Below are 18,732 nucleotides of genomic sequence, written 5' to 3'. Positions count from 1 at the left end.
CCCCGCCCTCGAGCGCCCGGGGCGCACCCCTCGGCCGCGTAGCACCGCGCGCGGCCGATTCCGCCGTCGTCCGCGCCCGCGACGAGTGTCGTCGCCGAGGCGCCTTTCGGAATCGGACCGAGGGGTTCACCATGCTCGCCTTTTCACCACTGCACGACGCCGTCGGCGCCGCGGGCGCCGCGCTCTCCTGGCTCACCGCCCTGTTGGAACCAGTGGCCGGTGGCACGGCCACCGCCGCGTCGATCGTCGTCCTCACCGTGGCCGTGCGGTTGCTCATCGCGCCGCTCACCGTCGCGCAGGCCCGTGGGGAGCGGCGCCGCGCGGCGCTCGCCCCCCGGGTCACCGAGCTCCGGCGGCGGTACGCGGACGACCCGGCCCGCTTCCAGTCCGAACTGTTCGCCCTCTACCGCTCCGCCGGTGCGAACCCGGTGGCCGGCTGTCTTCCACTGCTGGTGCAGGCGCCGGTCCTGCTGGTGTTGTACCGGCTCTTCAGCACCGCGGACGGCGGCACGGGGCTGCTCGACGAGCGACTGGCCGGGGTGGCGCTGGGTCATCACCTCGCCGACGGGCTGAGCGTCCCGGTGGTGGCGCTGTTCGGAGTGCTGCTGTCGGTGCTGCTGGCCCTGGCCTGGTGGACGTCGCGGCGGATGCGGCACGCGGCGTCCGCGACCGGGACGGTGGCCGGTACGCCGATCGAGGGGCCGGGTGCGGCCACCCTCGGCCGGGTGCTGCCCCTGCTGCCGTACGTGACCGTGCTGGTCGCGCTGGTGCTGCCGCTGGCGGCGGTGATCTACCTGGTCACCACCACGGCCTGGTCGGCGCTGGAGCAGGTGGTGCTGCGCCGCCCGCTGGTGACTCCCGGCGATGCCGCGTCACATCGACGTTGACAACTGCGTGGACGACACGTACAACTCGTGAGAGAGCGCTCTCTCGACCCGTCCCCGCAGAGAGGCACGTCCATGCGACCTGCACCGGCGGCATCGGCCGCCCTGCCCGCCCGACGCCGGCTTCCGCTGGCGCTCGCCCTGCTCACCGTCACCACCACCGCCCTGGCCGGGGTCACCGCGACCGCTGACGCCGCCGTACCGGCGCCGGCGCCGGGCTGGAGTCTCGTGTGGAGCGACGACTTCACCGGCGCGGCCGGCACGCTGCCGTCCGCGGCCAACTGGATCATCGACACCGGCACCAGCTACCCGGGTGGCCCGCCCAACTGGGGCACGGGTGAGATCCAGACGTACACCGCCAGCACGGCCAACGTCAGCCACGACGGCGGCGGCAACCTGCGGATCACGCCGCTGCGCGACGGCTCGGGCCGGTGGACGTCCGCCCGGATCGAGACCGTCCGCAGCAACTTCAAGCCGGCGGCCGGCGGTGTGCTGGCGATCGAGGGCCGGATCCGGATGCCCGACGTCACCGGCGCCCAGGCGTCCGGCTACTGGCCGGCCTTCTGGGCACTGGGCTCGCCGTACCGGGGCAACTACCAGAACTGGCCGGGCATCGGCGAGTTCGACGTGATGGAGAACGTCAACGGGATCAACTCGGTCTGGGGGGTGCTGCACTGCGGCGTCGCCCCCGGCGGTCCGTGCGACGAGTTCAACGGCATCGGCGCGTCCCGGGCCTGCCCCGGCAGCACCTGCCAGTCGGCGTTCCACACCTACCGCTTCGAGTGGGACGCCTCGGTCAGCCCCCAGCAACTGCGGTGGTACGTCGACGGGCAGCTCTACCACACGGTGAGCCAGTCCCGGGTCGGTGAGCCGTACTGGTCGCAGATGACCAACCACGCCGGCTACTTCCTCCTGCTCAACGTGGCCATGGGCGGAGCGTTCCCGAACGGGGTGGCCGGCGGCGCCACGCCCACGGCGGCGACCGTGCCGGGTCGGTCGATGCTTGTCGACTACGTCGCCGTCTACAACCGGGGCGGCGGCACCAACCCACCGCCGACGACCCCGCCGCCGACCACCCCGCCGCCGGGCGGCGTGCGGGACGCGTACGCGACGATCCAGGCCGAGTCGTTCAACGCCCAGAACGGGGTGCTGGTCGAGGCGTGCACCGAGGGTGGGCAGAACATCGGCGCGTTGCGCAACGGGGACTGGGTGCGCTTCGACAACGTCGAGTTCGGCGCGACGCCGCCGCGGGACTTCGTCGCCCGGGTGGCCTCGGGTGCGGCCGCCGGCGTGAGTGGCCTGGTGGAGGTACGGCTGGACAGCCCCACCAGCCCGCCGATCGGCAGCTTCGCCATCGCCAACACCGGTGGCTGGCAGAGCTGGCGGTCGGTGCCCGGCAACGTCGCGGGTCCCACCGGCCGCCGGACGGTCTACCTGACCTTCTCCAGTGGCCAGCCGAACGACTTCGTCAACGTCAACTGGTTCAGCTTCCGCCGCTGAGCCCTCCGGTGGCACCCGGGCGTCGTCGCCGGCGGCCGGGTGCCACTCGCGGCATCCTCTGGACATGAACAGTTAACAGTCTTAATAATAAACGCCTGACTGACGGTCGTGAATGTCTGGGAGGCGTCGTGAGACGGTCGAGATCTGTCGTACTGGCCCTGGTCACCGCGTTGGCGGCGGCGGTGGGGGCGGTCTGGGTGGCGCTGCCGGCGTTCGCGGCCGGGGTGACCGCCACCTTCGTGAAGACGTCGGACTGGGGCTCGGGGTGGGAGGGGAAGTACACGATCACCAACGGCGGCTCGACCACCGTCAACGGCTGGAGCCTGGCGTTCGACTTGCCCGCCGGCACCACGATGGGGACGTACTGGGACGCGCTGCTGACCTCGTCCGGGCAGCGACACACCTTCACCAACCGGTCCTGGAACGGCACGATCGCCCCGGGCGCCTCGGTCTCCTTCGGCTTCCTCGCCAGCGGGTCGGGCTCCCCGACCAACTGTCAGCTCAACGGGGCGTCCTGTGGTGGGGGCACCACCCCGACCACCCCGCCGCCCACCACGGCACCGCCGACGGCCCCACCCCCCACCACGCCTCCGCCCACCACCCCGCCGCCCACCACCCCGCCGCCGACCACCGGCCTGCCGAAGCACATCCTCACCGGCTACTGGCACAACTTCGACAACCCCGCCGTCGAACTGCGACTGCGGGACACCCCGGCCGAGTACGACGTGGTCGCCGTGGCGTTCGCCGAGGCCACCGCCACCCCGGGCGCGGTCACCTTCGCCGTCGACCCCGGGCTGTCCACCGCCCTCGGCGGCTACTCCGACGCGGACTTCTCCGCCGACGTCCGCACTCTCCAGAGCCGGGGCAAGAAGGTCATCATCTCGGTCGGCGGGGAGACCGGCCGGGTCGCCGTCAACGACGCGGCGTCCGCGCGGGCCTTCAGCGACTCGGTGTACGCGCTGATCCAGCGGTACGGGTTCGACGGCGTCGACATCGACCTGGAGAACGGCCTGAACCCGACGTACATGGCGCAGGCCCTGCGCGCGTTGCGGGCGAACGTCGGCTCCAACCTGATCATCGCCATGGCCCCGCAGACCATCGACATGCAGAATCCGGCCGGCAGCTACTTCAAGCTGGCCCTCGACATCCGGGACATCCTCACCGTCGTCAACACCCAGTTCTACAACTCCGGTGCGATGCTCGGCTGCGACCAGAACGCCGCGTACGCCCAGGGGACGGTGAACTTCATCGTCGCGCTGGCCTGCATCCAGTTGGAGGCGGGGCTGCGCCCCGACCAGGTCGGGCTCGGCCTGCCGGCCGGACCCGGGGCGGCCGGCGGCGGCATCGTCGCGCCCAGCGTGGTCAACGCCGCCCTGGACTGCCTGACCCGGGGCACCAACTGCGGCAGCTTCCGGCCGCCGCGCACCTACCCCGGCCTCCGTGGCGCGATGACCTGGTCGGTGAACTGGGACATCAGCAACGGCAACGGGTTCGCGCGTACCGTCGGGCCGCACCTGGACACCCTGCCCTGACCCGGCGTCGGGCCGCGTACCCCTCGCCGGGTGCGCGGCCCGTCAGCGGCCGGCGGACACCGTCTCGCGGTCGCGCCGCGCCCGGCGACGCCGCACCTTCTTGACCGCCCAGCTGACGATCATGAACCCGAAGATCGCGAAGATCGCGTAGTTGAACCAGCTGCTGTAGCGGTCCACGTCCTTCCAGCGGGAGCCGAGCGCGTAACCCAGACCGACGATCACCGTGTTCCACACGCCGCTGCCCAGCGTGGTGAAGAGGACGAACTCACCCATCGGCATCCGGTTCGCCCCGGCCGGGACGGAGACCAGGCTGCGGACCACCGGCACCAGCCGGCCGAAGAGCACCGCCCAGCGGCCGTGTCGTTCGAACCAGCGGTCCGCCTTCTCCAGGTCGTCGGTGTCCACCAGCGGCAGCCGGTCCAGCCACCGCTTCAACCGGTCCTCACCCAGGCCGGCGCCGAGCCAGTAGAGCAGCAGTGCCCCACCCACCGAGCCGGCCGTCGCGGCGAGCACGATCAGCACCACGTTGAACCGGCCCGCCGAGGACAGGTAGCCCGCCATAGCCAGCACGATCTCGCTGGGAATGGGCGGAACGACGTTCTCCAGGGCGACCAGCAACGCCACACCGAGCGCACCCATCGCGTCGATGACGTCGGCCACCCAGCCGGTCAGCCCGCTGAACTGGGAGGGGTCCACGTCCTGCGCGACTGCCATGGTTGTCCTTCCGCGGGCGGCCGGGGGATCGGACAGTGGTACCCGGGCCCTGGCCACTTACACCGCCGCGTGGTGACGGCCATGCGCGGTGAACGTCACCTGCCGGCGACCGTACCGCCGCTCGCGTTTGCCGGACGCGGCGATTGGAGACATCTGGCAGGCATGGGTGACAGGTGGTACTCCGAGGCCGTCGTCTACTGCCTCGACATCGACACGTTCGCGGACTCCGACGGCGACGGGGTGGGTGACATCCGTGGTCTCATCGGCCGGCTGGACTACCTGGCCCGGCTGGGGGTGACGTGCCTCTGGCTGCACCCGATCCACCCCTCGCCCAACCGGGACGACGGGTACGACGCGACGGACTTCTACAACGTCGACCCGCGCTTCGGGACGCTGGGAGACTTCGCCGAGCTGCTGCACCAGGCCCAGAACCGGGGCATCCGGGTGATCATCGACCTGGTCGTCAACCACACGTCCGACCAGCACCCCTGGTTCCAGTCCGCCCGCTCGTCGCCCGACTCGGAGTACCGGGACTGGTACGTCTGGTCCGACCACGAGCCGGACGACCGCTACCAGGGCATGGTCTTCCCCGGGGAACAGCACGAGACGTGGACGTACGACCGCACCGCCAAGTCGTGGTTCTACCACCGGTTCTACAAGTTCCAGCCGGACCTGAACATGGCCAACCCGGCGGTCCGCGCCGAGGTCAAGAAGATCATGTCGTTCTGGCTCCAGCTCGGCGTCTCCGGTTTCCGGATGGACGCGGTGCCGTTCATCATCGAGCAGACCGAGCCGGGCAACCCCAACTCGCCGAAGGACTTCGAGTTCCTCACCGAGCTGCGCCAGCACGTGCAGTGGCGCCGGGGCGACGCCGTCCTGCTCGCCGAGGCGAACGTCGAGCCGGACCAGCTGCCGACCTTCTTCGGCGACAGCGGCGGCTCGGCCAACCGGGTGCACATGCTCTTCGACTTCATGCTCAATGGGCGGCTGATGCTGGCCCTGGCCCGGCAGGACCCGGAGCCGGTCATCGAGGCGCTGCGGGACACCCCGGCCCTGCCCGAGGGCGGGCAGTGGGCCACCTTCCTGCGCAACCACGACGAGATCGACCTGTCCCGGCTCACCGCCGAGCAGCGCAACCAGGTGTACGCGCAGTTCGGCCCCGACGAGGACATGCGCATCTACGACCGGGGCATCCGGCGCCGGCTCGCCCCGATGCTCGGCAACGACCGGCGGCGCATCGAGCTGGCGTACGCCCTCCAGTTCTCGCTGCGCGGCACCCCGGTGCTGCGCTACGGCGAGGAGATCGGGATGGGCGAGGACCTGTCGCTGCCCGGCCGGGAGGCGATCCGTACCCCGATGCAGTGGTCGTTCCAGCCGAACGCCGGCTTCTCCACGGCCGACCCGGAGAAACTGGTCCGCCCGGTCATCGACAAGGGTGACTTCAGCTACGAGAAGGTCAACGTCACCGCCCAGCGGCGCGACCCGAAGTCGCTGCTCGCCTGGTTCGAGCGCATGATCCGTACGCTCCGCGAGGCCCCGGAGGTGGGCTCCGGCTCCACCACGCACATCGACGTGCCCATGCCCCCGGGCGTGCTGGCGCACCGTGCCGACGGGCCGACCGGGACGATGGTCTTCGTGCACAACCTCGGCACCGACGACGTCGAGGTGGACCTGAGCAGCCTGGAGTCCGAGGCGGACTTCCCGATCGACGTGCTCGGCGACCGGAACTACGACGACATCGGCAAGTTCGACCGGGTCAGGGTGTCCGGGTACGGCTACCGCTGGATCCGCCTCTGCCGGGGTCCCGCCTGCTGACGATCGATGGCGGCCGGTGCGTGGGTTAGGGTGTGGCGATCCAGCCCAAGTTACCGGGAGGTAGGCATGTCGGAGGAGCAGCGGGTCGCCATCGTCACCGGGGCCGCGCGGGGCATCGGGGCGGCCACCGCCCGGCGGCTGGCCGCCGACGGCCTGGCCGTGGCCGTGGTCGACATCGAGGAGTCGGCGACCAAGGAGACCGTGGACGCGATCGCCGCCGCCGGCGGCCGGGCGCTCGGCGTGGGCGCCGACGTGTCCGACCGGACCCAGGTGGAGGCCGCCGTGGAGCGGGTCGCGGCCGAGCTGGGCGGCCCGACCGTACTGGTCAACAACGCCGGGGTCCTCCGGGACAACCTGCTGTTCAAGATGACCGACGGCGACTGGGACACGGTCATGGGCGTGCACCTGCGCGGCGCGTTCCTGTTCAGCCAGGCCGCCCAGAAGCACATGGTCGAGCGGAAGTGGGGCCGGATCGTCAACCTCTCCAGCACCTCGGCGCTGGGCAACCGGGGCCAGGCCAACTACTCCGCCGCGAAGGCCGGCCTGCAGGGCTTCACCAAGACCCTCGCCATCGAGCTGGGCCCGTTCGGGGTGACCGTCAACGCGGTCGCACCGGGCTTCATCGTCACCGACATGACCGCCGCCACCGCCGCCCGGATGAAGGTGGACTTCGAGGCGCTCCAGCAGCACGCCGCCGCCGAGATCCCGGTCCGGCGACCCGGCCGTCCCGAGGACGTCGCCCACACCATCTCGTTCCTCACCAGCGAGGGCGCGTCCTTCGTCTCCGGCCAGGTCATCTACGTGGCCGGCGGCCCGAAGGACTGACCGCACCCCGCGCCGCACTCTGCGGGTGGCCGCTCTTTTCCGGAAAGAGTGGCCATTCCGCGTCCCGAGGCCACTCTTTCCGGGAAAGAGCGGGAAGGCCGCTCTGGGTTCAGGCGGAGGCGCCGCGAGTGCGGCGGAGCCAGAGGAGGCCGAGGATGGGCAGGACGAGCGGGATGTAGCCGTACCCGCTGCCGAAGCCGGACCACACCGTCTCGTCGGGGAAGAGGTCCGGGTAGAGCAGGCTGAGGAGCCCGACGCCGACCACGCCGACCAGCTCCACAGTGCAGCAGGCCAGCGCGACGCGCCGACCGGCGGCGCCCGCGCGGGCCAGGCCCACCGCCGCCACGACGTAGATCAGCGCCGCCAGCGCCGAGAGGGTGTACGCGACGGGCGCCTCGTCGAACCTCGTCGCGATCTGGAGGCCGGCGCGGGAGGTCGCGGCGATGGCGAACAGGATGTAGACCGCGATCAGCAGCCGCCCCGGGCCGGCGTTGGTGCGCTTCCGCTCGGGTGCGCGTACCTGCTCAGCCACCGAGCACCTCCCAGGTCTGCTGAAGGCGTACCACGACCACCGGTGTCACCAGGCAGACCGCGCAGACGATCGCGGAACCCCAGCGGGTGGGTTCCATCCGGGCCAGCACCCAGGCCAGCGGCGGCAGGCAGACCAGCGTCACGAGGTACCCGAAGAACGCCCCCGGCTCGCCGGGTCGCTCCCCGCCGCCGAGGGCGACCAGGGCCAGCACCGCGAGGCCGAGCAGGGCCAGCTCCAACGCCATCAGCCCGGCGAACTGCACCCGGTCGGGCGCGCGGTGCCGCAGCGTCGCCACCAGCGCCCAGGCCGCGACGAGGAGCGACAGCACGATCGAGAGGGTCGCCAGGAGCCCGTCCACCGGGGAGCCGGCCGCTGCCGCGCTGGTCATCGACGCCGTCCGGCGCTCGCTTCGGTCACCGGCACACTCTACTAATCCGCGTAGTACACCCCGCCATCGCCGGTCCGCGCGTCGCCCGGCTCCGGTCGGCGTACGGAGTCCGCCAGGACCGGTGGTGTCCCGGGCGGGCGGCCGGAGGGCCGGATAGCGTGACCCGAGGGGCCGCGGACCGGTCCCGTGAGGCGACGACGGGTGGGGGTTCCACGTGGTGCGGTTCGGGCTGTTCGGTACCGGGCACTGGGCGATGGAGACGCACGGCGCGGGGCTGGACGCGCATCCCGGGGCCGAACTGGTCGGCGTCTGGGGGCGGGACCGGGCGAAGGCGGAGGTGCTGGCGGACCGGTACGGCGTGTCGGCGTACGACGAGGTCGACGCCCTGATCGACGCATGCGACGCCGTCGCGGTGGCCCTCCCGCCGGACGTGCAGGCCGACATCGCGGCCCGAGCGGCCACCGCCGGGCGGCACCTGCTGCTGGACAAGCCCCTGGCCCTGACCGTCGCCGACGCCGACCGCGTGGTCGCCGCGGCGGGCGCCGCCGGGGTCGCCTCGGTGGTCTTCTTCACCCAGCGCTTCCACGCCAACGTGACCGCCTTCCTCGCGGCCACCGCCGCGGCCGGCGGGTGGCAGCACGCCCGCGCGACGTTCTTCGCCTCGATCTACCAGCCGGGCAACCCGTACGGCGGTTCGACGTGGCGCCGGGAGCACGGCGCCCTGTGGGACATCGGCCCCCACGCGCTCTCGATGATCCTGCCGGTGCTGGGCCGGGTGACCCGGGTCGCCGCGATGGACGGCCCGAGCGGAATCGTCCACCTGCTGCTCACCCACGACGGGGGCGCCACCAGCAGCGCCTCGCTGACCCTGGACGCCCCGGTCGAGGCGGTCACCCGGGACTTCACGTTCTACGGGGAGAACGGGATCGAGACCGTACCGGCGGGGGAGGGCGCGGCGGCCGACGCCTTCCGGGTCGCGATCGACCAACTGCTGGAGGAGATCGCGTCGGGTACCCGGGACCACCGCTGCGACGTGCGCTTCGGCCGCGAGGTGGTCGCCGTTCTCGCCGCCGCCGAACAGTCCCGCGTCGCGTCCCGCACCATCGAGGTCCCCGCCGCCTGAAATCCGGTCGACCGCGGTGGGCGGGGGAGTTAGGGTCACGGGCATGTTCGCGTACGCACTGATCGAGGCGGTCGGCACGCCGGCCTGCCTCGGGCCGCTGTTGCAGGCCCGTCCGCGAGTCCGGCGTCCGGCCCTGGCCGGCGTGACCCGCGGCTGATCCTCGTCCGCGCGGCACCGTCACCGCGTCGCAGCCCAGGGCCGTCCGAGTCCCCGATCAATCGGACAGGCCTCTGATCCACCGTGCCCGCCGCTCCAGACGCTCGAACGCGTAGGGCTGCCGCACGTCCCGAGGGCGGCCCGCATGCGTCGAGCCGCCCTCGGGACGGCGACGCCGCCATGCGGCCGGCGCGGGCTGGTGCACCGGAGCCGCCTGTCCGTTCCGTCGCCGTACGGCGACAGACAGGACGACGCCCCGTGGCAACCCGCCGTACCCGTACCGAACGCGACCGGTCCCGTCGCGTGCTGTCCCAGAACTTCCTCGCCGACCCGGCCGCGATCGCACGGCTGGTCCGGGCGGCCCGTCCCGATCCGGACACGCTCCTGCTGGAGGTCGGCGCCGGCCGGGGCCAGCTCACCCGGGCACTGGCCGCCCGGTGCCGGCACCTGGTCGCGTACGAGGTGGACCCCTCCGCCGCGGCGGAGCTGGCCCGGGTCTGCGCGATTGTGCCGAACGCGACGCACCGGCAGGCGGACTTCCTGACTGCCGTACCGCCGGCGGAGCCGTTCGACGTGGTGGGCAACATCCCGTGGTCGCTCACGTCCGCCGTGGTCCGCTGGTGCCTGGTGGCGCCGGGGCTGCGCGCGGCGACCCTGCTCACCCAGGCCGAGTACGCGCGACGGCGCAGCGGCGACTACGGCCGGTGGACCCGGCTGACCGTGTCGACCTGGCCGGAGTTCGGTTGGCGGCTGGTCGGGCGGGTGCCCCGGACCGCGTTCCGCCCGGTGCCCCGCGTGGACGCCGGCATCCTGCGCGTCGAGCGGCGGCCGGAGGCCCTGCTGTCCCCGGCGACGCTGCCCGCGTACCGGAGGATGGTGGAGCTGGGCTTCGACGGCGCCGGCGGGTCGCTCGCGGCGTCGTTGGGTCGGCGGTACCCGGGGGCCCGGGTGGCCGCGGCCCTGCGCGCGGCCCGGCTCGACGCGGCGACGCCGGTCGGCCACGTCTGGCCGGAGCAGTGGCTGGTGCTGTTCCGGCTGCTGCACGCCCGCTGACGCTCAGGCGAGGGTGTTCAGCGCCTCGTTCAGCTCGCCCGACGAGTCGAACTCCTCGGCCGGTAGCGCCTTCAGCATCTGCAACATCTCCGTGCTGGCCCCGTTCTCCTGGCCCCACCGCACCAGGTCCTCCCGCGAGACCGGGTAGTCGAGCCCGGCCAGGTACTCCTGCAACTGCACCCCCGTGACGGTCATGCCGGTCGGCTACCCGCTGCGCCGGCCGGCATGCCGCCGTCGAGCCCGGTTTGCCGTGCGACACGCCGGGTAGCCGCCCGCCATGCAGGTTCAGCGGCTCGGCGCGCCGAGCGACTTCGACCCGTTGCTGGAGCGTGTCCGGGACGCCCGGATCGTGATGATCGGTGAGGCGTCACACGGCAGCCACGACTACTACCGGCTGCGCGAGCAGCTCACCCGCCGGCTGATCGCCGAGTGCGGCTTCTCGTTCGTCGCCGTGGAGGGGGACTGGCCGGACTGCGACCGGCTGCACCGCTCGGTCGTCGCCGCGCCCGGTGGCGCCACCGAGCCGCAGACCGCCCTGGAGCGCTTCGAACGCTGGCCGACCTGGATGTGGGCGAATGCCGAGGTGGCCCGCTTCAGCCGCTGGTTGCGGGCGTGGAACCTCGACCGGCCCGAGTCGGCCCGCGCCGGCTTCCACGGCCTGGACGTCTACAGCCTGTGGGAGTCGATGCAGGCCATCTTCGACTACCTCGGCGAGGAGGACCCGGCGTCGCTGGAGGCCGCGCAGGACGCGTACCGCTGCTTCGAGCCGTACGGCAAGCGGGTGGAGGAGTACGGCATGGCGAGCCGGTTCGTCTCGTCCCGCTGCGAGGAGGAGGTGGTGCGGCTGCTGGCGCGTACCCGTGAACACGCGGTGGCGGACGGCCCGGACGCCTTCTCGGCCTGGCAGAACGCGGAGGTGGTGGCCGGCGCGGAGCGCTACTACCGCGCGATGATCGGCGGCGGCCCGGAGTCGTGGAACATCCGGGACATCCACATGGCCGACACCCTGGACCGGCTGCTGGAGCGCTACGGCCCGGACGCCCGGGGCATCGTCTGGGCGCACAACACGCACGTGGGGGACGCCCGGGCCACCGACATGGCCGCCGACGGCATGCTCAACATCGGGCAGTTGGCCCGCGAGCGGCACGGCGCCGACCAGGTCGTCCTGGTCGGCTTCGGGAGTCATCGGGGCACGGTCGTCGCGGCGCGACGCTGGGGCTCGCCCGCCGAGGTGATGACGGTGCCACCCGCCAAGGAGGGATCGGTGGAGCACCGGCTGCACGAGCTGATGCCGGAGCGGGCCGTCCTGGTGTTCGGCGGCACCGACCAGCCGGGCTGGGCCACCGACAGGCTGGACCACCGCGCGGTCGGGGTGGTGTACGACCCGTCCTTCGAGTCGTGGGGCAACTACGTGCCGACCCGTCTGGGCGAGCGGTACGACGCGTTCATCTGGTGTGACGAGGCGACCGCCGTGCACCCCCTGCCCGCGCTGTCGGCGCCCGGGGAGATGGAGACGTACCCGGCCGGCGTGTGAGCCGACGGAATCGACGAAGGGCCCCCGCCGACGGCGGGGGCCCTTCCCGGTGTCTCAGACGTGGGTGGGTGACTTCTCGTCGAGGTGGGCGCGCAGGCTCTCACCCTCGATGTCGACGTTGGGCAGCGCCCGGTCCAGCCAGCGCGGCAGCCACCACGCCCGCTTGCCGAGCAGGGACATCACCGCCGGCACGATGGTCATCCGGACCACGAAGGCGTCGATGGCGACACCCACCGCGAGCGCGAAGCCCATCGACTTGATCACCGGGTCGTCCAGGAAGACGAAGCCACCGAAGACCGAGATCATGATCAGCGCGGCGGCGGTGACCACCCGGGCACCGTGCCCCATCCCGTTGATGGTGGCCTGCTGCGCGGTGTCGCCGTGCACGAAGTCCTCCCGCATCCGGGAGACGAGGAAGACCTCGTAGTCCATGGCGAGACCGAACAGGATGCCGATCAGCAGGATCGGCAGGAAGCTGATCAGCGGCCCGGGGGTGTCCAGCCCGACCAGGTCGGCCAGGTTGCCCTGCTGGAACACGGCCACGGTGATGCCGAAGGTGGCCGCGACGGTGAGCAGGAAGCCCAGCGCGGCCTTGACCGGCACCAGCAGCGACCGGAACACCAGCATCAGCAGCAGCACCGACAGGCCCACCACCAGCAGCAGGTAGACCGGGAGCGCGTCGGAGAGCTTCTCCGACACGTCGATACCGATCGCGGTGACACCGGTGAGCAGCACGTCGGCGCCCTGGATGCCGCCGACGGCCTCCCGGACGTCGTTGACCAGGGTCTCGGTGGCCTCGTCGGTCGGGCCGGTCTTCGGCACCACGCCGAGCAGCGCGGTCTTCCCGTCCGGGCTGAGCTGGGGCGGCGCCACCGCGAGGACGTTCTCGGTGCGCTGCACCAGCGCGGTCACCTGCGGGACGGCACTGGCGGTCGCCTGCGGCGTGTCACCCGCGACCACCACCGCGAGCCGGCCGGTGAAGCCGGGCCCGAAGCCCTCACTGATCAGGTCGTTGGACTCCCGCGCGGGTGAGCCGACCGGCGCGGTGCCCGCGTCCGGCAGGGCCAGCCGCATGTCCGGGGTGGGCAGCGCGAGCAGGCCCAGCCCGAGCAGCCCGACCAGGATGACCGGGAGCCGGAAGCGGGTGACCGCGCGTGCCCAGCGGAAACCGAAGCCGGAGCGGTCCTCGGCCGGGGCGGCCCCGGCGACCGGCGCGTCCACCGTGGCGGCGCGGTCGGTCACCGTGCGCCGCAGCTTGCGCGGCAGCGCCCGGGCACCGATGAAGCCGAGCAGCGCCGGCAGGAGGGTGACCGCCACCAGAACCGCCACGGTGACCGTGCCGGCGGCGGCCAGACCCATCACCGTGAGGAACGGGATGTCGACCACGGCGAGACCGGCCAGCGCGATGACCACGGTGGCGCCGGCGAAGACCACGGCCGAGCCGGCGGTGCCGACCGCGCGGCCGACCGCCTCGTCCGCCGGCAGGCCGTCGAGCAGGTTCTGTCGGTAGCGCGAGGTGATGAAGAGCGAGTAGTCGATGCCGACCGCCAGGCCGAGCATCAGCGCGAGGATCGGCGCGGTGCTGGTCAGCTCCACCACGCCGCTGAGCGCGAACAGGCCGGCCATGCCGACGCCGACGCCGATCAGCGCGTTGAGCATGGTCATCCCGGCCGCCACCAGCGAGCCGAACGTGACCACCAGGACGACCAGGGCCACCGCGACGCCGAGAGCCTCGGTCGAGCCGACCTCCGGCTCGGTGTTGAGCACCTCGCCGCCCGGGGCGACCTGCCAGCCCTGCGCCTCGGCCCGCGCGCCGACCTTCTCGTACGCGGCGCGCTGCTCGTCGGTCACCTCGTCGGCTCCCGCGGCGAACTGGACCTGCACCAGCGCGTACCGGCCGTCGGGTGAGACCGCGCCCACCTGGAACGGGTCGACGGCGCCGACCACGCCGGGCAGCGTCGCCGCCTCCTGGGTCAGTTCCCGCACCACCGCCTGGCCGGCCGGTGCGCCGAGCTGGCCGGCCTCCGGCGCCTTGACCGCGATGGTGCCGGTCGCGCCGCTCGCCGCCGGGAACTGCTCGGCGAGCAGGTCCTGGGCGCGCTGCGACTCGGTGCCGGGCATCGTGAAGTTGCTCGCCGTGGGGCCGCGCAGCGTCGCGGCGGCCAGACCAAGCCCGACGAGTACGACGAGCCAGATCACCGCCACGAGTCGCCGTCGGCGCAGCGAGCCCCGGCCGAGCCGGTAGAGCAGGGTCGCCATGAGTTCCTTGTCCTCCGTGTGGGTGGGTGGGACGGGCGTCGTGGATGGGGTGGTCGGGGTGCCGGGTCAGCCGGCCGGTTCCAGACCGCGCGTGACGAGTGCCAGCAGCGCTGGGCGGAGCACCTCGTCGGCGATGTCGAGGAATTCCCCGCACGCCTCGGAGATGCCGGCGAGCAGGACGAGGGCGGCGATCCGGGCCGAGGGGCGCTCCGGGTGACCGGCGAGCGCGTCGATCAGCCGCTCCGAGATGCGCTGGAGGTGCGCGAAGGCGGGGTGTTCGAGCAGCTCCGGCAGTTCGCCGCGGAGCACGGCGATCTCCCGCCGGAACCGGACGGCGAGGTCGACGAAGCCCTCGGCGGCGACCCGCTGCGCCTCCGCCGGGTCGGTGGCCCGGTCGATCCGGTCGCCGAGGTCCTGGAACACCGCGATGGCGGGGGCCATCAGCTCGGTGAGGATGGCCTCCTTGTTGGCGAAGTGGTACAGCACCGCCGCCTTGGAACAGCCGACCTCGCGGGCGATGTCCTGTAGGGACGTGCCCCGGTAGCCGGTCGCCGCGAATCGTCGCGCCGCCGCCGTCAGGATCTCGTCGTGCGTCTCGGGTACCGCCCGCGCCATCACCGGTCCACCTCCACCGACCAGCATGCCTGACCGATCGGTCAGCAGCTGACCGATCGGTCAGACGGATCGCGTGGTCTTCCCCACAGGTGGTGCGGGTTCACCGGGAGAACAGGGTCAGTCGGTGGTGCCGGTCCAGTCGGCGAGCCAGGGGCCGTCCCAGGTCAGGGTGCCGGCCCGCAGGTCGGCCACCAGCGCGCGCACCCACTCCAGCTCGGCGCGCAGCACGGTGAGCCGGTACTCGTCCTCCACGAGGAAGAGCCGCGGCAGGTCGATCGCCGCCAGCACCGCCTCCCGCTCGCGCAGCCGGGCGGCCAGCAACTCGGCCCGCCGGTCGAGCTGCCGGGCGGCCTCGGCCGGCGGCAGGATGGGCAGGAAGGAGAGCGCGGCGGGGAACTCCGGGAACTCCCGCGCGGGCGCGGCCAGCGCGTCGGCGAGCCAGGCGTCGAGCGTGCGGCGGCCGTCCGGCGTCAACTCGTAGACGGTGCGTTCCGGGCGGCGCTCGTCCCGTGCGGTGTGGCTGACCCGGACCAGTTCCTCGCGCCGCAGTCGCTCGACGGTCTGGTAGATGCTGTTGCGCTGCGCGACGTTGACCACGTCCAGCTTGTCGCGGTCCCGGATCAGCTGCTGCATCCGGTACGCGTGCATCGGTTCCTCGACCAGCAGGGCGAGCACCATCATCGCCAGCGGCGAGCGGCGCTGGGCCCGTGCGGTCATGTCCTCACCCTAGGCGACGGGATGGTTCAACATAGTCATTCTATGTATAGTCACATTATGACTAAGGCTCTCATCATCGGTGGTGGCATCGCCGGCCCGGTCGCCGCCATGGCGCTCCAACGGGCCGGCATCGAGGCGGTCGTCCACGAGGCGTACGCCCGGGACGCCGTCGGCGTCGGTGCGTTCCTCACGCTCTCCGTCAACGGGGTGGACGCCCTGCGCGCGATCGGGCTGGACGGTCTCGTCGCCGGGCTCGGGCACCCGACCCCCCGGATGGCCCTGCACGACCACCGGGGGCGGCCGCTGGCCGAGTTCGGCACCAGCGGCACCCGCACCCGCGGTTCCGGCAGCACCACCGTCCGGCGCTCCGACCTCTACCGGGCGCTGCGTGCGGAGGCGACCCGCCGGGGCGTACCGATCGTGCACGGAACCCGGATGGTGGACGCCGAACCGACCCCGACCGGGGTCCGTGCCCGATTCGCCGACGGCCGCACCGCCGAGGGTGACCTCCTGGTGGGTGCCGACGGGCTGCGGTCCCGAACCCGGCAGGTGATCGACCCGGCGGCCCCCGCGCCCCGCTACGTGCCGCTGCTCAACGCCGGTGGCTTCACGCGGGTGCCGGGGCTCGGCGGGACGCCCGGCCTGATGCACATGATCTTCGGGAGGCGCTGCTTCTTCTGCTGGATCCCGCTCGGTGGCGACGAGGTGTGGTGGTTCGCGAACCTGCCCCAGCGCACCGAGCTGACACCCGACCAGATCGCCGCGATCGGCGCCGACGAGTGGCGCGCCCGGCTGCGCGCCCTGGTCGCCGGGGACGGCGGCCCGGCTCTGCGGATCCTCGACGCCACCGACCGGATCGAGTACGGCTGGCCGACGTACGACCTGCCGTCCGTCCCGCGCTGGCACCGGGACCGGATGGTGGTCATCGGCGACGCGGCGCACACCGCCGCCCCCTCCTCGGGGCAGGGCGCCGCGATGGCCTTCGAGGACGCCGTACAGCTGGCCCGCTGCCTGCGTGACCTGCCCGACGCCGCCGAGGCGTTCGGCGCGTACGAGCGGCTGCGGCGGGACCGGGTGGAGCGGGTGGTGGCCCAGGGGAAGCGGACCAGCAACGTGAAGGTGGCCGGTCCGGTCGGCCGCGTGCTCCGGAACGTCACCATGCCGCTCTTCGCGCGCTGGGCGGCGAAGGACGACGGGAAGTCGTTCGCCTGGCTCTTCGACCACCACATCGACTGGGACGCCAGGGTCACCGCCTAGGCGTGCTCCCGGTCGTACGCGGCCCGGGCGGCGGCGATCCCGGCCCGGTGCCGCTCCGCCCAACTGGTCAGGGCGACCAGTGACTCGTACAGTTCCAGGGCCATCGGCGTGGCGGTGTACTCGACCTTCGGCGGGACGGTCGGGTACACCGTCCGGCGGAGCAGGCCGTCCCGCTCCAGGTTGCGCAGGGTCAGGGTGAGCATCCGCCGGCTGATCCCCTCCACGCACCGCTCCAGCGCGGTGAAGCGCACCGGGCCCTCGGAGGCGGCGACCAGGATGCCGATGCTCCACTTGCCGCCCACCCGGTCCAGCACCTCGCGGACCGTGCACGCCCGCGCCTGCCCCGGCGTGAAGGGCGCCTCGCCGGCCATACAACCGGCCCCGGCGCCGTCACCCACGGACACATCGGTGTTCCCCTGGGACATGAAAGTGCCTCCTTACGCTCTCGCCAATGGTCACAGAGGATGGCTTCGGTAACAAACCATGCACCTAGGAGGTTGTGGTCGTGTCGACCCGTACCGAAGCGTCCCGCTGGCCCGCCCTGCTGGTGCTCTGCGCCGGCAGCCTCATGATCATCCTGGACGGCAGTGTCGTCGCGATCGCGCTGCCGACGATCCGCGACGACCTCGGCTTCAGCGCCACCGGGCTGGCCTGGGTCGTCAACGCGTACCTGGTCGCCTTCGGCGGCCTGCTGCTCCTGGCCGGGCGCCTCGGGGACCTGCTGGGTCGCCGACGGGTGTTCCTCGCCGGCATCGCGCTGTTCACCCTCGCCTCGCTGGCCTGCGCGGTCGCCACCGGGCCGGCGCAACTCGTCACGGCCCGCTTCGTCCAGGGTGCCGGCGGCGCGCTCAGCCTGGCGGTGAGCCTCGGCATGATCGTCGCGCTGTTCCCCGAGCCGGCCGAGCGGGCCCGGGCGATCGCCGTCTACAGCTTCACCGGCGCCGCCGGCGCGTCGCTCGGCATGCTGGCCGGCGGCGTGCTCACCAGCCTGGCCGGATGGCCGGCGATCTTCCTCGTCAACCTGCCGATCGGGCTGGCGATCCTGCTCGGCGCGGTCCGCTGGACGCCGGCCGGACGTGGCCTCGGCCTGCGCGCCGGGCTGGACGTGCTCGGGGCGGCGCTGGCCACCGCCGGCCTGATGGCAACCGTCCTGGCGATCGTCGGGACCGGGGAGCACGGCTGGCTCTCCACCCGTACGCTCGGCTCCGCCCTGCTCGCCGCCGTGCTGCTCGTCGGCTTCGCCGTCCGGCAGCGGGCCGCCGCCACCCCGCTGCTCCCGCCGCGCGTGCTGCGCACGCCCGACCTGGTCGCCGCCAACGCCGTGCAGTTCCTCATGGTCGCGGCCTTCTTCGGGTTCCAGTTCCTCCTGGCGTTGGAGCTCCAGACGGTGCTCGGCCTGGACGCGGCGGCCACCGGGCTGGCCTTCCTGCCCACCCCGGTGATCATCGCGGCGGTGTCGCTCGGCCTCGCCGGACGGCTGATCGCCCGCTTCGGCGCGCGGGCGGTGCTGCTCGCCGGGCTCGGGCTCGCCGTGGTCGCCTTTCTGCTGCTGGTCCGGCTCCCCGCCGACGGCCGCTACCTCGCCGACGTGCTCCCGGCGGTACTGGTGTTCGGGATCGCGGGTGGGTTGTCGCTGCCGGCCGTCACCACGCTGGCGATGGCCGGCGCCGCACCCGTCGACGCCGGCCTGGCGTCCGGCCTGGTCAACACCACCCAGCAGATCGGCGGTGCGGTCGGGCTGGCCGGGCTCGCCACCCTCGCCGCGACCCGGACCGACGCCCGGCTCGGCGCCAGCTGGTCCGAGGTGACGGCGCTCGCCGCCGGCTAC

Annotated in this window: 18 protein-coding genes; 10 read left to right on the top strand and 8 right to left on the bottom strand. The window is 72.8% G+C overall.

Translation table 11 applies throughout. The annotated features are described in order from the left end of the window. Positions 1–131: 131 nt before the first annotated feature. The 3 genes from AB0I76_RS07965 to AB0I76_RS07955 all read left to right on the top strand — a co-directional run bounded on the left by AB0I76_RS07965 (position 132) and on the right by AB0I76_RS07955 (position 3,916). The gene (locus AB0I76_RS07965) at positions 132–887 is read left to right on the top strand and encodes a membrane protein insertase YidC (protein WP_357031451.1); all 756 of its coding nucleotides are present in this window, start codon (positions 132–134) and stop codon (positions 885–887) included. A gap of 72 nt (positions 888–959) precedes the next feature. After that, positions 960–2,384: a carbohydrate-binding protein gene (locus AB0I76_RS07960; RefSeq protein ID WP_357031448.1), complete on the top strand. Its 1,425-nt coding sequence runs from the start codon at positions 960–962 to the stop codon at positions 2,382–2,384. 128 nt (positions 2,385–2,512) lie between these two features. Then, a complete protein-coding gene (locus AB0I76_RS07955) occupies positions 2,513–3,916 on the top strand; it encodes a cellulose binding domain-containing protein (RefSeq protein ID WP_357031445.1) in 1,404 nt (467 codons plus the stop codon). Between the two features lie 42 nt (positions 3,917–3,958). On the opposite strand, the gene AB0I76_RS07950 is transcribed toward AB0I76_RS07955, so the two are convergent. Then, positions 3,959–4,630, bottom strand: coding sequence for a DedA family protein (locus AB0I76_RS07950; RefSeq protein ID WP_357031442.1), 672 nt, complete (start codon positions 4,628–4,630; stop codon positions 3,959–3,961). 162 nt (positions 4,631–4,792) lie between these two features. On the opposite strand from AB0I76_RS07950, the gene AB0I76_RS07945 reads away from it, so the two are divergent. Both AB0I76_RS07945 and fabG read left to right on the top strand, forming a co-directional pair. Then, a complete protein-coding gene (locus tag AB0I76_RS07945) occupies positions 4,793–6,445 on the top strand; it encodes an alpha-amylase family protein (RefSeq protein WP_357031439.1) in 1,653 nt (550 codons plus the stop codon). Positions 6,446–6,511: 66 nt separating this feature from the next. After that, the gene (fabG, locus tag AB0I76_RS07940; protein ID WP_357031436.1) at positions 6,512–7,270 is read left to right on the top strand and encodes a 3-oxoacyl-ACP reductase FabG; all 759 of its coding nucleotides are present in this window, start codon (positions 6,512–6,514) and stop codon (positions 7,268–7,270) included. Between the two features lie 109 nt (positions 7,271–7,379). Here the strand turns inward: fabG and AB0I76_RS07935 are convergent, their stop codons facing one another. Next, complete coding sequence (locus AB0I76_RS07935) at positions 7,380–7,802, bottom strand: hypothetical protein (protein WP_357031433.1); 423 nt, start codon at positions 7,800–7,802, stop codon at positions 7,380–7,382. Next, entirely contained in the window at positions 7,795–8,190 is a 396-nt protein-coding gene (locus AB0I76_RS07930) for a hypothetical protein (RefSeq protein ID WP_357031430.1), read from the bottom strand. Before AB0I76_RS07930 ends, AB0I76_RS07935 begins: the two co-directional genes overlap by 8 nt. Before the next feature lie 214 nt (positions 8,191–8,404). Here AB0I76_RS07930 and AB0I76_RS07925 point away from each other — a divergent pair, with 214 nt between their 5' ends. Both AB0I76_RS07925 and erm read left to right on the top strand, forming a co-directional pair. Beyond that, positions 8,405–9,313 (top strand): Gfo/Idh/MocA family oxidoreductase, encoded by a 909-nt coding sequence (locus AB0I76_RS07925; RefSeq protein ID WP_357031427.1) that lies wholly within the window; start codon positions 8,405–8,407, stop codon positions 9,311–9,313. 414 nt (positions 9,314–9,727) lie between these two features. Continuing rightward, on the top strand, positions 9,728–10,522 hold the full coding sequence (erm, locus tag AB0I76_RS07920) for an ErmE/ErmH/ErmO/ErmR family 23S rRNA (adenine(2058)-N(6))-methyltransferase (protein ID WP_357031425.1): 795 nt from the start codon (positions 9,728–9,730) through the stop codon (positions 10,520–10,522). Between the two features lie 3 nt (positions 10,523–10,525). On the opposite strand, the gene AB0I76_RS07915 is transcribed toward erm, so the two are convergent. Further along, a complete protein-coding gene (locus AB0I76_RS07915; RefSeq protein WP_357031422.1) occupies positions 10,526–10,717 on the bottom strand; it encodes a DUF2795 domain-containing protein in 192 nt (63 codons plus the stop codon). A gap of 82 nt (positions 10,718–10,799) precedes the next feature. Here AB0I76_RS07915 and AB0I76_RS07910 point away from each other — a divergent pair, with 82 nt between their 5' ends. Beyond that, positions 10,800–12,056: an erythromycin esterase family protein gene (locus tag AB0I76_RS07910; RefSeq protein ID WP_357031419.1), complete on the top strand. Its 1,257-nt coding sequence runs from the start codon at positions 10,800–10,802 to the stop codon at positions 12,054–12,056. A 54-nt stretch (positions 12,057–12,110) separates the two neighbouring features. Here the strand turns inward: AB0I76_RS07910 and AB0I76_RS07905 are convergent, their stop codons facing one another. From AB0I76_RS07905 to AB0I76_RS07895, 3 genes are all read right to left on the bottom strand, one after another. Beyond that, a complete protein-coding gene (locus tag AB0I76_RS07905) occupies positions 12,111–14,315 on the bottom strand; it encodes an MMPL family transporter (RefSeq protein WP_357031416.1) in 2,205 nt (734 codons plus the stop codon). 66 nt (positions 14,316–14,381) lie between these two features. Then, complete coding sequence (locus AB0I76_RS07900; protein ID WP_357031413.1) at positions 14,382–14,930, bottom strand: TetR/AcrR family transcriptional regulator; 549 nt, start codon at positions 14,928–14,930, stop codon at positions 14,382–14,384. A gap of 117 nt (positions 14,931–15,047) precedes the next feature. Next, entirely contained in the window at positions 15,048–15,647 is a 600-nt protein-coding gene (locus AB0I76_RS07895; protein WP_357031410.1) for a helix-turn-helix transcriptional regulator, read from the bottom strand. Positions 15,648–15,704: 57 nt separating this feature from the next. On the opposite strand from AB0I76_RS07895, the gene AB0I76_RS07890 reads away from it, so the two are divergent. Then, the gene (locus tag AB0I76_RS07890) at positions 15,705–16,904 is read left to right on the top strand and encodes an NAD(P)/FAD-dependent oxidoreductase (protein ID WP_357031407.1); all 1,200 of its coding nucleotides are present in this window, start codon (positions 15,705–15,707) and stop codon (positions 16,902–16,904) included. On the opposite strand, the gene AB0I76_RS07885 is transcribed toward AB0I76_RS07890, so the two are convergent. Next, complete coding sequence (locus AB0I76_RS07885; RefSeq protein ID WP_357031454.1) at positions 16,901–17,275, bottom strand: helix-turn-helix domain-containing protein; 375 nt, start codon at positions 17,273–17,275, stop codon at positions 16,901–16,903. The two genes, AB0I76_RS07890 and AB0I76_RS07885, sit on opposite strands and share 4 nt — an antisense overlap. A gap of 134 nt (positions 17,276–17,409) precedes the next feature. On the opposite strand from AB0I76_RS07885, the gene AB0I76_RS07880 reads away from it, so the two are divergent. Beyond that, positions 17,410–18,732: MFS transporter (locus AB0I76_RS07880; RefSeq protein ID WP_357031404.1), on the top strand; the 1,323-nt coding region annotated here is incomplete at its 3' end.

Origin of the sequence: Micromonospora sp. NPDC049799 (genome assembly GCF_040656655.1) — a bacterium.
Taxonomy (GTDB): Bacteria; Actinomycetota; Actinomycetes; order Mycobacteriales; family Micromonosporaceae; genus Micromonospora.
This window is presented reverse-complemented; position numbering and strand designations above follow the sequence as displayed.

Excerpts from the sequence above, each read along its gene's own strand:
- AB0I76_RS07965 (WP_357031451.1), top strand. The coding sequence starts at position 132 with ATGCTCGCCTTTTCACCACTGCACGACGCCGTCGGCGCCGCGGGCGCC.
- AB0I76_RS07960 (WP_357031448.1), top strand. The coding sequence starts at position 960 with ATGCGACCTGCACCGGCGGCATCGGCCGCCCTGCCCGCCCGACGCCGG.
- AB0I76_RS07950 (WP_357031442.1), bottom strand. The coding sequence starts at position 4,630 with ATGGCAGTCGCGCAGGACGTGGACCCCTCCCAGTTCAGCGGGCTGACC.
- AB0I76_RS07945 (WP_357031439.1), top strand. The coding sequence starts at position 4,793 with ATGGGTGACAGGTGGTACTCCGAGGCCGTCGTCTACTGCCTCGACATC.
- fabG (WP_357031436.1), top strand. The coding sequence starts at position 6,512 with ATGTCGGAGGAGCAGCGGGTCGCCATCGTCACCGGGGCCGCGCGGGGC.
- AB0I76_RS07930 (WP_357031430.1), bottom strand. The coding sequence starts at position 8,190 with ATGACCAGCGCGGCAGCGGCCGGCTCCCCGGTGGACGGGCTCCTGGCG.
- AB0I76_RS07915 (WP_357031422.1), bottom strand. The coding sequence starts at position 10,717 with ATGACCGTCACGGGGGTGCAGTTGCAGGAGTACCTGGCCGGGCTCGAC.
- AB0I76_RS07910 (WP_357031419.1), top strand. The coding sequence starts at position 10,800 with ATGCAGGTTCAGCGGCTCGGCGCGCCGAGCGACTTCGACCCGTTGCTG.
- AB0I76_RS07905 (WP_357031416.1), bottom strand. The coding sequence starts at position 14,315 with ATGGCGACCCTGCTCTACCGGCTCGGCCGGGGCTCGCTGCGCCGACGG.
- AB0I76_RS07900 (WP_357031413.1), bottom strand. The coding sequence starts at position 14,930 with ATGGCGCGGGCGGTACCCGAGACGCACGACGAGATCCTGACGGCGGCG.
- AB0I76_RS07895 (WP_357031410.1), bottom strand. The coding sequence starts at position 15,647 with ATGACCGCACGGGCCCAGCGCCGCTCGCCGCTGGCGATGATGGTGCTC.
- AB0I76_RS07890 (WP_357031407.1), top strand. The coding sequence starts at position 15,705 with ATGACTAAGGCTCTCATCATCGGTGGTGGCATCGCCGGCCCGGTCGCC.
- AB0I76_RS07885 (WP_357031454.1), bottom strand. The coding sequence starts at position 17,275 with ATGGCCGGCGAGGCGCCCTTCACGCCGGGGCAGGCGCGGGCGTGCACG.